Source organism: Inconstantimicrobium porci (assembly GCF_009696465.1).
Taxonomy (GTDB): domain Bacteria; phylum Bacillota; class Clostridia; order Clostridiales; family Clostridiaceae; genus Inconstantimicrobium; species Inconstantimicrobium porci.
In genome coordinates this window covers 81155-93500 of record NZ_VULX01000003.1, presented here as the reverse complement: position 1 = coordinate 93500, position 12346 = coordinate 81155, and the positions used below count along the sequence as shown (strand labels likewise).

Sequence of the window (12346 nt, the reverse complement as noted above, 5' to 3'; positions counted from 1 at the left end):
TTTTTGTATAAAAAAACAACGACCCCCTAATTTCATGTTACAATTGAATCTCCTACAATACAAAAATAAACACGAAAGGATGTCGTTATTGTGGATTCAATTATAACTTATTTACTAATATATAATCAATATCGAATTAAAATTATTTATCAACTTATAGGATTTATTGCTCAGCATATACCACTTAAACAAATGCAATTTGATGATTCTAACAGTCCTAAATATCAAAAGTTCAAAGTTGATAAACTTCCTATAATCAAACGTTTTGAGCAGGTTGATTACAAACTGCTTTTAGCGTATTACAAGCATAAATATAATAAAATTATCAAGCCCGTCCAAAGACGTAACGGTAAAACTATATCCCACAAAATTGTCTGTCCTAAATGTGGTGCCACTCATGAATACATCTATGATAACAATGGTAGTAAAGGCCAGTATCAATGCAAAGTTTATGGTACTGCATTTCAAGAGTCTAATTTTGTTACTAAGCCTTTAGTTTTTAAATGTCCATACTGTGGCTCGACGCTTACGGAACGTAAGGAACGAAAACATTTTAAAGTACATAAATGCACAAATAATAAGTGTTCATACTATCTTGCTAATTTAATTAAAAACTTCCCAAACAAAACTCTTAAGTTCATTGCTGATGGCTATAGTGCGTATCCATTAGCAAAGCAGCAATTTGAATTGGAAGAAGATAAAATCTTTAATCTAACCCAAGTCATTGGATTAACAAATGATGATCCTGTCTCAACAGAATTCAGATGGGTAAAACAAGTTGTTGAGCGATTAAACAGGACTTTCAAATCATCCTATCGTGTTACTTGCGGATACGGCAGTGATGACGGTGCCCTTTACGGTTTTTCTTTATGGACTGCATATTACAACTTTTTAAGACCTCATCCTTATAATTACTGGAAGCCTTTAAATGAGCTTAAAGAGTTTGAGTTTGCCGAAAACATGCCTGCTAAATGGCAGATACTCATTAGCTTAGGTCAACAGACAATTCTTCAAATGCAAGAATCAGATGCTTCCTGACAAGTAATTTAACTAAATATTTATTGTTATTTTTTGCCTCCGTCACCGAAGGCCTATTTGCTATATTCAATTTTAAAAATCAAATGAAAGATTAAGTTCATATTTCTAAAATAAGTAAGAAATATTTCTTCTTTATTTTTTCATACGAAACTTTACACTATCTTTCACAGATACTGCTGATGAAACCTCTCTAATGAATAAGTATCCAGTTAGCAACTTACCAGTTGATAATCCTTTTGCCTTTTTAATAAGCATAATTGCCTTTTCTTTAAGTCCATATCTTTCACATAATCCGATTACAGGAAGTGTTAATAAATATAAACACATTTCTCTTTTAGCAATAAACGTTTCTCCTAAAGTATTAAGTATTTCAAAAATACTCATATCTGCAACTAATCCAGTTGCAATACCCGCACTAATAACTACTGCTATAGTATTAAGATTCAGTGCAAATCCTATAATAATTATTAAAATCCCAATTAATGCTATTGTTTTTCAATTCATTTCATCTGTTTTTTATAATTATACATTAAATTTAATTATAATTCTATGGAAATTATTAACAATTTTATAATTATCTTTGCTTTTGATTAAAAGATAACGTTTTCTTATTTATTTCTTGCATTTTTATGTCGAATATGCAGGATATATTTCAAATATTTTGTCGATATATAATAAATCTGTATTCACTTGTCTCTAATATTAAATTGCAATATTAGAGCAAATACAGTAGACTAATCTTAATTTAAATATTAGGAGGTTTAAAATGATTTTAGGAAAAAGCATTGATTATAATTCTTTCAAAGCCAAAGCATCGAAAGAAAATCTTGATATGATTGTTCATAAGGAATCCCAACAGATCAGTTATTTTAACAATTCTAAAGATAAAATTCTCGATAAAATATTAAGTATAAATATAGAAACAAATATAGCAGTCTTCTCGTCATCAAGATGCCCTGATGCCGCTACTGCAACTCCTATACTTGTAGAGATAAGCAAAATTAATCCTAATATACATATTAACTTTTATGATATAGAAGAACATAAAGATTTCTTAAACAAATGTCTTAGTGAATCCAAAATACCTACATTTATTAATATGGACACTAATAGCAATGTTATCTCAAAATACTGTGAATTTCCTGTGGCTTTTAAAAAAATCTTATCAGATGTACAATTTAGAGAAGATGCTGACAGCATCATTACAGACTTTAGAAATGGTGAATTTAATGACATTCTTTTAGACGAACTTATTGAATTGATTCTTGGAACAGAACAGAACAATTATATTTCATTTGATAAAACAAAGCTGCCATATAAATCTGAATCTTCATCCCCTCAAGATTAATTCTGAATGAATATTACAAAATGATGAATTATGAATGAAACTCCATTAAAGGAGTTTCAAAATAATTTAATTCTATATTTTTAGATAGTACACTGAGCAATCTGTGCTTCTTCCTAAGAATCCATATTCGATCAAAGCTCTTCGTACTGTAGCATAATCTTTATATATCCTTTCTATTATTTCGTTGACCTGCTGCTCATTATAATTTTTATTCTTTTCAAAGCTTTCGCAGATTTTTTCAAGAATTATTATCTTCTTCTTCTCTTTTGATGGGTAATTCTTTAATGTACCATCTTTATTAAAATAAGATGCCTTTACTTTTGTTTTTTCAACATCAGTAATATTAAATCTATCATCTAATGTAGTAGCTGTTTTATGAGCATCACATATAAAGCCATTATCAAGAATATTGATACCTTCCTTAGTATCCTCTGATAAAAGCTGCATTATAGATAAGAATATCTTAGCCTGCTTTTCTTTTTCTCTAAGTTTGTATCGATGATTTCTAATTGTTGACTGCGCAACATCTAATTTTGTAGCTATCTCTTTATCTGAAATGTTCTGCGCAAACATCTTTATAATTTCAGTCTGAACAGCTGAAAGACCAGTAAAACTTGAATTCATACTTAAAAGATACTCAAGCATAGACTTGTGCTCTTTTTGAATATGAATTTCTACTGACTTTTTTGAATCATATAGTTCATCAACATATTTGTATATTCTACCTTTAATAAATTTTTTATTGCATATAAGACATGTATAACTGTTGTCATCTTCACTGTAACCTTTTTTTATATCATCAACCGATGAATTCCAGAATCTTTCATTATCCTTATACATATTTATTCCTCCATTTGTTCTTTCCAATACCTAGAACCATCTCTTGTTCTCTTCAGCATCTTATAATCGATAAGCCCTCTTCTAAGCAGAAAATAATCATTAAAGCTATGATATTTATCAATAATGCTGTTTACTTCTTTTTCAGTATAGTCCCTGTCTTCTTCAAACTTAGTACTCAAATACTGTAAAACAGCTTCCTTTGCTTCATGCTTTTTAGGCCATACATTAATTATACCATTTTCATCGATATACCTTTCTAATTTTACCACAATATCGTCCCCCATTAATTTCATAATTATATATTACAATCTTTTCTTGAATTTGTCTATACAGTGGCAAACATTTTACATTATTGTTTGTTATATGCATGTAAAAAAAGCTTCTGCATTTAATACAGAAGCCTTTTTATTTTAATACTTACTTTTTGTGTTCCAATCTATATCCTATTTCTTTGTTTGCAATCCTGTAACCTTCCTCAATCATTTCTTTTTCAGTTCTTTTCGTTCCAATTAGATCCTCAATAGTAATCTGATTTCTGTCTGGAAAATACTTTTCAAGAAGCATGTGTTCTATTTCTACCTGAGTCTTAATTTCCCCGCTATGAACAATATGTTTAACTCTAATTCCTATATCCTCAAGATATCTTCCAAGAAGAATGCTCCTTGGACATCTTATCGGTTCCTTCATTGCACCAAGCAGTGCTATTTTATATCCTTTCTGTAACCCTTTTTTCAATCTATCTATGCCTTTTAAGAATTGATCATCAAATATCAGCTTATTAAAGTCACAGTATCCCATTTCATTATATGTGGATCTATTATCTCTTTTTGCGCCAAATTCATAACCCATATAAATATATGTTAATCCTGCCTTATTTAAAGAATACTTTATTATTTCCTTATCAAAATGATCATTGTATTTTGAATACGGAACAGCTCTTATATCAATGACACAGTTAACTTCATACTTTTTTAGCATTTCTACAAGTTTATCAAAAGAATAATTAGAATGTCCTATGGTATAAATTTCCGACAATTTCAGTATAATCCTTACCTATTTATTACTTTAACCTGCATTGCTGACATAACATCAAGAGCCTTTTCATGAAGTTCATCATCAAAACTTGCACATAAAGATGCATCTACTATAATTTCTGCGTTCATATATTGAGACTGTAGTACTACAACATTGCTGATTACACACATATTGGTAACTACTCCAACTATCTCTATTTCATCAACATTGCTACCAATCTGATTTGATAACTCTTCAATGTTTTCAGATGACATTCCAAAAGAAAATTTGTTTATATGAATAGTATTTTCTGCATCTTTATATTGATTAAGTTTTCCATACAATTCATGTCCATAAGTACCTTCAACACAATGAAGTACAGAGAGTTTCTTACCTTCCCTAGTATTCAAATAATCTTCATGATGAGTATCATAGGTAAATAAAACACTATGACCCTCATTCAAATACTGTTGGATTTTAGTAACGATACCCTTTTCTAAAGTGGCTGCTTTCTCAAATCCCAATGATCCATCTACAAAATCATTCTGATAATCTACAACTACAAGTAACTTTTTCATTTATATTCTCTCCTATCTCTTAACTATTATTTTATAAATTCTTTGAAATTTTTATTATTCTACAGATATTCTCCATTGTCCTCGTTATATTAATTTTACCATTTTTAAGTGCATCTTCAAGAGCTACAGCTCCCGGAACTATACATACAATTGAATCAATCTCTTCATATAATTCTTCTATTCCTTCTCCTGATCTGCCACATAATGCTATCACAGGTATATAAAACTTCTTAGCAGTTTTTGCAACTCCATAAGGTGTCTTGCCCTCTTTTGTCTGTGAATCAATACTTCCTTCACCTGTAATGACGAAATCTGCATTTTTCATCTTTGATTCTAAATTGCAGCACTGAGAAACTATACTAAAGCCATTTTCTAGCTTTCCGCCTAAGAATCCAGTAACAGCAGCGCCTAATCCTCCAGCAGCGCCAGCACCTTCAACATTATCAATGTCAATTCCATACTGTTCTTTTACCACATTCGCATAATGTTTTAAATTATTATCAAGCATAACTATGTCTTCCTCTGATGCACCTTTTTGTTTCGCAAACACTCTGCTTGCGCCCTTATCTCCAGTAAGATGATTTTTAACATCACAGGCTGCCTTTATCTCAATATTCTTAATTCTCTTATCAATCATGCTAATATCAATTTTGCGTATCTTAGAAAGGAAAGCCCCTCCAAATGATATTTCTTCATCTTTTTCATCAAGAAATTTGACACCAAGAGCCTGAAGCATCCCTACTCCTCCATCATTAGTTGAGCTCCCTCCAAGCGTAATGATTAATTTATTGATATTCATATCAAGCGCAGACTTAATAAGCTGTCCAACACCATAAGTTGTTGTAATTAACGGATTTCTTAATGATTTATCTACAAGCTGCAAGCCACATGCTTCTGCAGCTTCAACTATTGCTGTATTCTTATCGCCAAGTATTCCAAACTGTGCCTTAATATCTCTTCCTAACGGGCCTTTTACTATTTCAGAATAAATCGTTCCATTTGTACTGTCAATCATAGACTGCATTGTGCCTTCACCACCATCAGCCATCGGAACTGCTATTATCTCTGCATTGCTAAATACTTTCCTTATTCCCTCAGTAATTGCATTACAGACCTCTTTAGATGTCATGCTCTCCTTAAATGAATCTGGCGCTAAAACAAACTTCATAATTTATTCTTCTCCTTTAAATAACTTATTTTCTATGCTCTCCACTTAAGCTTCATTTTTTTCTTTCTATTGTTGAATTCTCTTGATTTAAGTTTTCTTTTTTCTTTCTCCATCGCAAACTTAACTTCTTTCTGAAGCTTCAAATAATTTTTAAATCTTTCTTTAGATAAAGTGTCCTCTTGTAGCGCCTTTCTCACTGCACAGCCTGGCTCACTGTTATGAGTACAATCACTAAATTTACAATTATGTGCCAATTCTTCAATATCGCTGAAAGTCTCATCCATACCATTTTCAGCATCCCATAATCCCATTTCTCTCATCCCAGGAGTATCAATTACCATATTTCCATCGCTAACAAAAATCATCTGTCTATGTGTAGTTGTATGTCTTCCTTTACTATCATCTTCTCTTATATCATTAACTTTCATTATTTCTTTACCTGCCAATGTATTAGTTAATGATGATTTACCAACGCCTGACGAACCAAGAAGTACAAGTGTCTTATTGCGCTTTATATATTTCTTAAGTTCATCAATACCGTAACCAGTATAAGAGCTTACTGCAAATATATCTATACCAAAGGCTATTTCATTAAGTTTCTCTATCATTTCAGAATAGTCACTGCATAAATCACACTTAGTTAGAATTATAACAGGAGTTCCTCCGCTCTGCCATGCACAAGCTATATACCTTTCTATCCTCTTTATATTAAAATCATAATTCATTGATACAACTATAAATACATAATCAAAATTAGCCGCAACAATCTGTTCTTTCAGATTCCATGAATCAAGACGAGAAAATTTACTTTTTCTCTTTAACACTTCATAGATTACGTCATCACCCATAGGATTATACTTTACTAGAACAAAATCTCCAACAGTTGGATACTCATTCTCAAAACTGTCATTATAAAATAATGAGCCCTTAAGCTTTGCAGACTTTTCCCCAAAACGGCTTATTACTTTATACTGTTCCTTATGCACTTCAATTACTCTTGCTGGAACAATATCTTTATCATCTATATTCATTTCCTCAACTTGTCTTTTATAAAAATCACTATATCCAAATTCTTCTAAATTAATATTATTCATCAAATTCCTCCATAAAATTAAAGTATCTCTTTTCTATACAAAAACTAAATTTTCTCATAATACACTCCTCCTTTAACTAATAAAAATGGGTATAAAAAATCCATAGTAAACAGCCCTCATTAAATAGGCTGCCAACTATGGATATTAACCCCATTTTATTTTTCTTTTTACAGCATTTATTTGTGAAAGGTCTTTAAACACAAAAATACAGCTTCATTCCGTATTTCTGTAAATATTAAGTTTTAGATATTAATCACCTTTATATTCTTTTTCATTCTAAAACAACTCCTTTCAAGCATCATCTCTAATGCTATAAAATAAATACAATTTGATTTTACCACCTTTAACATATGATGTAAATACATTTTTTGCTATATCTTAAATCAAGATTAATTTTGCTGCTACCGCAAATAATATTAGGCCCAAAAAATTATACAGTGAAAATACCCTCATATACTTTCCTGAAGTTTCACCATATTCTTTAACATAAAGCTTGTACGAAATTACACTGGCAAGCGATGCAATAAGCGTTCCTAATCCTCCGATATTAACTGCAAGAAGCAGTTCTTTATAATAGCCGGTGAATCCTGATAAAAGCATAGTTGCCGGTACATTGCTGATAAACTGACTGGAAATAAGCCCTGCCCAGAAAGTATTATCTGCACTTTTGAGAATTCCCCCCATAAATGATTTTACTGCAGGCATATTTGAAATGTTGCCGACAAAAATGAAGAATCCCACAAATGTTATCAACAGTGAATAATCAACTCTTGTTATCAGTGACCTATCCATAATAAGTACAGACACAACTGTAACAGCAAAAGCTATTCTATAATCTAATACATGAAATACAGATAACAATATTATAATTAAAACAACTGAAAAAATAGCTAGCTTTGACTTACTTTTAATGTTTATTTTATTAAATGTCAGTTCAATACTTTCATTCTTTCCCCTGAGTATAAAGAATACTAGAAAAATCACTGATAATAAGACTATTACTGATGTAATCCTGAAAGATTCAGATGTTTTAATATTATAGAAATTATATACAAAAATATTCTGTGGATTACCCATTGGTGTAAAGCTGCTGCCAAGATTAGCTGCTATTGTCTGCAGCACCACAGTCTTAATAACATCAATATCTATTTTCTCACCAATGATCAGTGTAATCGGCACAAATGTCAGAAGTGCCACATCGTTTGTAACAAACATTGATGATATAAAAGTTATAAAGACAAGTGATAAATACACCGTCCTGTAACTTTTACACCTGCTAACTACTGATACTGCTATATAATCAAGCACATTCATTTTCCTGAATGCCGCAACTATTATCATCAGGTTAAAAAGAGTAATCAGCACTTTGAAATCTATGTATTCAATTTTGGGCAACGAAAACACAGATGTTACACATGCCAAAAGGACTGCAATTACAAGTACAGTTTCGTCTTTGATATATTTTTTAATTTTTTCTATTTTCATATAATCCCTCTTCATTACTCTAATTTAATGTCTCTGCCAATAACAATACACTTTGAATCTGTGCCATGGCCTATCATTTCTGTTTTTGCTATAGGTATGTTTCTCTCACCAATAGCTTCTAGAACAAGTTCTTCTATAGAAGGTCTATATTCTTTTCTCTGCATTTCTGTATATGTTCCAAGTATTATTCCCTTAATCTTATCAAAGACACCCATCATTTTGTATTGTGCAAGGAATGTAGCCATCTTCGCTACATCTCCGCCAAGACTTTCAATAAATAATATTTTGTCTGTAAAATCAGGCATATATTTTGTACCAGCAAGCTTTAAAAAACATCTTATATTTCCACCTACAACTACCCCATGCATAGATTTTCCTTTAAGCCATTTATAATCAAAGTCTAAAAGTGTTTCCTCATCATTCATAAATGTCTTTTTGAATTCTGCTATCTGTTTTTCTGCGTTATCAGAAACAAGATTCCTTATCTGATACAGATAAGTTTCCAATCCACATTGAGAATATAATGAATTCAATATTACAGTAAGATCACTATACCCAAAAAACATCTTTTTGTTATTTTTTATTTTTTCAAAATCAAGATATCCAATAACCTGGTTAGCAACATCACCACCTGAAATATCAAACACAGCTTTTATACTGTTATCCTCAAAAAAACTCATAAGTTCAGATGCTCGTTCTTTTCCTGTTCCATTAAAAATTGAATTTTCAGCATAAATATACTTTGATTTCTGAACATCAAGCCCCATATCAGTAAGTACCGCTGTCAGTCTTTCAACCTTTTCAGCATTTTCTTTATATAATCCATTAGAATTAGCTACTAATGCGACTTTATCGCCTATATGCAGTTTCTTCATATTATCTCCTCCTAAAACAATCCATTTATTATTTTACATCATATACTGACTAAAGAATATACATAAAAACATTAATTATGCAAATCATAAAATTGAGAATACTTAGCCAAAATATATAAATAAACAAGAAATTATTTTTTAGGAGATGAAGATTATTGAATAAAAAGAATAGGAAAAAAATAATCGCATTACTATCATGTATATTTCTATGCTTATTCTTATTAGGAGCTGCTTCTGAAGGCAAAAGCAATAATCTAAGTGATACTAATAGTGATGAAATTCATCTAATTCTTGATATAATGCGTTTTGACCAACTCCCAACACATTTCAGGACTACAGCTGACTTATCAGTATTTAATAACACAAATATCAATACCAAGGGTATGAGCACATTAAATATATCAGGCAGTGAACAGTTTTCAAAAACTAATCTTCCACTGCTTGTAGATGCTATAAAATCACCTTACAAAATTACAGATATTGATTTAAGACAGGAATCACATGGCTTTATAAACGAACTTCCTATAAGCTGGGCTAATGCACGTGATAATGCTAATGCTGGTTTAAACCTATCTCAGATAAATATGAGGGAAAATAAACTATTAAAGAGCGTTCCGCTTAATAAACCACTCACTTTCTATAATCGTCCCGATGTTACTATAACCCCAACAGTAACATATACTGAAGAAACACTTGTTAAAAGTAATGGCCTTTCCTATATAAGAATACCTGTTACCGACTTTGATTTGCCTGATAATTCAGCAGTCGATTATTTTCTTAATCTAGTAAAAAACCAGTCAAAGAACTCATGGCTTCATTTCCACTGCAAGGAAGGCGTTGGCAGAACAACAACATTTATGATCATGTATGATATCATCAAAAACTGTAACTATGTATCTCTAGATGATATTATTACAAGACAGGTTAACTTCCCAGTTTCATTTAAAGAAGAAACTAAAGCAGAATTCAGTCAGGGTAAAGAATTTGTATTTTTATCAAAGTTTTATGAATACTGCAAATCAAATGCCAAAGATAACAATCCATCATGGAGCAACTGGATAAAACTACACATATAAAAAAGAGTTGTTTACAATGTTTATGATTGTAAACAGCTCTTTTAACTTTATTTATTCCAGTCAGCTTTGGCTTCTTCTTCAAGCTTAGTAAGCCTTGTATAATAATCTGGAAACTCCATAAGATGTGCCAGTGCAATCTTGCCAGTCAAAATAGGATTATCATTAGTAACATTTGTTTTCTCAGATTTCCTGCCATGTTCTAATTCTACGTTAACCCCTATTGTAAACTGTGAAAGATCAAATTTTTCCTTTGAAAAATCTATTCCTAATTTCTTGGCAATTTCTTTAGCTTCTGAAGTTGTAAACATCTTACTCTGAGTCTCTTTTCTAAAAAGATTACGCATCCTCATATAAATTTATCCTCATAATTGTTATATTTCATGTTATGATTAACTTAACACCACTTTACAAGTAATTAAATTACCATAAAATACAACGAACCAAAAACCGTTTCCTGTACAAACTAAGCATAACAAACAAACTCTTTTGTAAGGACGGTGTTTGGTTCTATGAATAGTATTGGTAATAATTCACTAATTAATACATTAAAAAAATATTAACTGCATATAAAAGTATTTTTTATAAACGAAGCTTTGATAACTTTCAAATAATAGTAATCTCAATTCTATATATGCAAGAAGCTAAGTCTATAAAATTACTTTATGATAAATTTATAAGAAAGTATTGGAATGTCTGCTTAAATAGATTTTACTATTTCTTATCAGAAAAGAATTTTAATATAACCGAGTTAGCGATAGCAACTATCAACATTTTAATAAAGCTTATTCCAAATGAATTAAAAGATAATATAACTATTTATTTAATAGTTGATGATACACTTCAAAGTAAATTTGGAAAACATTTTGATTGTTATAGTAAGCTATTTGATCATACAAGTAAAAACGGATCTAATTATTTAAATGGGCATTGTTTTGTATGTTTAGCTATGGCTATTCCAGTAATGTATAATAAAAAAATTCATTATATTAAAATTCCAGTGCAATACAAACTCTACGATAAATCAAAAACAAAATTAAAATTAGCTGCTGATATGGTAGCATCCGTTGCCCCTGCACTTGAAGAATATCAAGTCATAGTTACATGTGACTCTTGGTATACTAAAAAGCCATTTATAGATGAAATTGAAAAATTTGCAAATATAAATGTTTTAGGTGCTTTGCGTTCGGATACTGTGATGTATGAAGTTTCATATGAAAAACATACAGGAAAAAGAGGCCGTCCTAGAAAAAGAGGTCATAGAATTAATTATAAAACTCTTGATTATGTTAAAGACGGCAAATATTTTATAGCTCATACACAAGCAAAAACAAATTTGACAGATAAAATTGTGTATATAACAGTTACTACTACCGACATAGAGACTTTCAAGTCTGTACGTTTATATATGAGCACAATAAATCCTGATGATATCAATAGTTTTGATAATTCAACAGCAAATGATTCTGATAAACTTGATAAAACAATTTATAATATTTACAAAATTCGTTGGAATATTGAAGTAATATTTTATCAACAAAAAACTTTTTGGTCGTTTAGTAATTATATGGTAATAAGTAAAGCTGGTATAGAGAAGTATGTCAATTTACTAGGGGTAGCCTATACCATGTGTATTACTTTACCTTTTATAAATGAGCAATTTTCTAAATATCAATTTCAAAGTCCACAAGAATTTAAATATCACTTGTCAGAAGGCATTCTCAAGGAATTATTTATTGATAAGTTGTTGAAAACACTACAATCTGTAAAAAATATTATAACAATTAAAGATGCTATTAATTACTTTGCTTTGCAAGACGAAGTCAGCTAATT

At 30.4% G+C, this 12346-nt stretch carries 12 protein-coding genes and 2 pseudogenes; 4 read left to right on the top strand and 10 right to left on the bottom strand.

Annotation, left to right across the window (positions count from 1 at the left end):
- Positions 1-90: 90 nt before the first annotated feature.
- On the top strand, positions 91-1038 hold the full coding sequence (locus tag FYJ33_RS04010; protein WP_328598651.1) for a hypothetical protein: 948 nt from the start codon (positions 91-93) through the stop codon (positions 1036-1038).
- 162 nt (positions 1039-1200) lie between these two features.
- Here FYJ33_RS04010 and FYJ33_RS04005 read toward each other — a convergent pair.
- Positions 1201-1527 (bottom strand): annotated as a pseudogene (locus FYJ33_RS04005) (5-oxoproline transporter, DUF969 family subunit); the annotation flags it as partial.
- A gap of 277 nt (positions 1528-1804) precedes the next feature.
- On the opposite strand from FYJ33_RS04005, the gene FYJ33_RS04000 reads away from it, so the two are divergent.
- Positions 1805-2386 carry a thioredoxin family protein gene (locus FYJ33_RS04000; protein ID WP_154530476.1) on the top strand — a complete coding sequence of 194 codons (582 nt, stop codon included), beginning with the start codon at positions 1805-1807 and terminating at the stop codon, positions 2384-2386.
- Between the two features lie 72 nt (positions 2387-2458).
- Here the strand turns inward: FYJ33_RS04000 and FYJ33_RS03995 are convergent, their stop codons facing one another.
- The 8 genes from FYJ33_RS03995 to FYJ33_RS03960 all read right to left on the bottom strand — a co-directional run bounded on the left by FYJ33_RS03995 (position 2459) and on the right by FYJ33_RS03960 (position 9440).
- Positions 2459-3226 carry a DUF2087 domain-containing protein gene (locus tag FYJ33_RS03995; protein WP_154530475.1) on the bottom strand — a complete coding sequence of 256 codons (768 nt, stop codon included), beginning with the start codon at positions 3224-3226 and terminating at the stop codon, positions 2459-2461.
- Positions 3227-3228: 2 nt separating this feature from the next.
- Positions 3229-3495, bottom strand: a complete 267-nt coding sequence (locus FYJ33_RS03990; protein WP_277643253.1) for a DUF2087 domain-containing protein — start codon at positions 3493-3495, stop codon at positions 3229-3231.
- A 148-nt stretch (positions 3496-3643) separates the two neighbouring features.
- Positions 3644-4261 carry a DUF488 domain-containing protein gene (locus tag FYJ33_RS03985; protein ID WP_268891442.1) on the bottom strand — a complete coding sequence of 206 codons (618 nt, stop codon included), beginning with the start codon at positions 4259-4261 and terminating at the stop codon, positions 3644-3646.
- Positions 4262-4275: 14 nt separating this feature from the next.
- The gene (locus FYJ33_RS03980; RefSeq protein ID WP_154530473.1) at positions 4276-4818 is read right to left on the bottom strand and encodes a cysteine hydrolase family protein; all 543 of its coding nucleotides are present in this window, start codon (positions 4816-4818) and stop codon (positions 4276-4278) included.
- A gap of 31 nt (positions 4819-4849) precedes the next feature.
- Positions 4850-5986 (bottom strand): glycerate kinase, encoded by a 1137-nt coding sequence (locus FYJ33_RS03975; RefSeq protein ID WP_154530472.1) that lies wholly within the window; start codon positions 5984-5986, stop codon positions 4850-4852.
- A gap of 32 nt (positions 5987-6018) precedes the next feature.
- Positions 6019-7080 carry a ribosome small subunit-dependent GTPase A gene (rsgA, locus tag FYJ33_RS03970; RefSeq protein ID WP_154530471.1) on the bottom strand — a complete coding sequence of 354 codons (1062 nt, stop codon included), beginning with the start codon at positions 7078-7080 and terminating at the stop codon, positions 6019-6021.
- Between the two features lie 378 nt (positions 7081-7458).
- Positions 7459-8565 (bottom strand): SLC13 family permease, encoded by a 1107-nt coding sequence (locus FYJ33_RS03965; RefSeq protein ID WP_154530470.1) that lies wholly within the window; start codon positions 8563-8565, stop codon positions 7459-7461.
- 14 nt (positions 8566-8579) lie between these two features.
- A complete protein-coding gene (locus FYJ33_RS03960; protein ID WP_154530469.1) occupies positions 8580-9440 on the bottom strand; it encodes a S66 family peptidase in 861 nt (286 codons plus the stop codon).
- A 155-nt stretch (positions 9441-9595) separates the two neighbouring features.
- On the opposite strand from FYJ33_RS03960, the gene FYJ33_RS03955 reads away from it, so the two are divergent.
- A complete protein-coding gene (locus FYJ33_RS03955; protein WP_154530468.1) occupies positions 9596-10516 on the top strand; it encodes a fused DSP-PTPase phosphatase/NAD kinase-like protein in 921 nt (306 codons plus the stop codon).
- A gap of 47 nt (positions 10517-10563) precedes the next feature.
- On the opposite strand, the gene FYJ33_RS03950 is transcribed toward FYJ33_RS03955, so the two are convergent.
- Complete coding sequence (locus FYJ33_RS03950) at positions 10564-10866, bottom strand: DUF5661 family protein (RefSeq protein ID WP_154530467.1); 303 nt, start codon at positions 10864-10866, stop codon at positions 10564-10566.
- Positions 10867-11025: 159 nt separating this feature from the next.
- On the opposite strand from FYJ33_RS03950, the pseudogene FYJ33_RS03945 reads away from it, so the two are divergent.
- Positions 11026-12344: pseudogene (locus FYJ33_RS03945) on the top strand (IS701 family transposase).
- The last annotated feature ends 2 nt before the right edge of the window (positions 12345-12346 follow it).

Bases quoted from the DNA above. Each gene is read 5' to 3' on its own strand.
- FYJ33_RS04000 (WP_154530476.1), top strand. From the start codon at position 1,805: ATGATTTTAGGAAAAAGCATTGATTATAATTCTTTCAAAGCCAAAGCA.
- FYJ33_RS03995 (WP_154530475.1), bottom strand. From the start codon at position 3,226: ATGTATAAGGATAATGAAAGATTCTGGAATTCATCGGTTGATGATATA.
- FYJ33_RS03980 (WP_154530473.1), bottom strand. From the start codon at position 4,818: ATGAAAAAGTTACTTGTAGTTGTAGATTATCAGAATGATTTTGTAGAT.
- FYJ33_RS03975 (WP_154530472.1), bottom strand. From the start codon at position 5,986: ATGAAGTTTGTTTTAGCGCCAGATTCATTTAAGGAGAGCATGACATCT.
- rsgA (WP_154530471.1), bottom strand. From the start codon at position 7,080: ATGAATAATATTAATTTAGAAGAATTTGGATATAGTGATTTTTATAAA.
- FYJ33_RS03965 (WP_154530470.1), bottom strand. From the start codon at position 8,565: ATGAAAATAGAAAAAATTAAAAAATATATCAAAGACGAAACTGTACTT.
- FYJ33_RS03960 (WP_154530469.1), bottom strand. From the start codon at position 9,440: ATGAAGAAACTGCATATAGGCGATAAAGTCGCATTAGTAGCTAATTCT.
- FYJ33_RS03950 (WP_154530467.1), bottom strand. From the start codon at position 10,866: ATGAGGATGCGTAATCTTTTTAGAAAAGAGACTCAGAGTAAGATGTTT.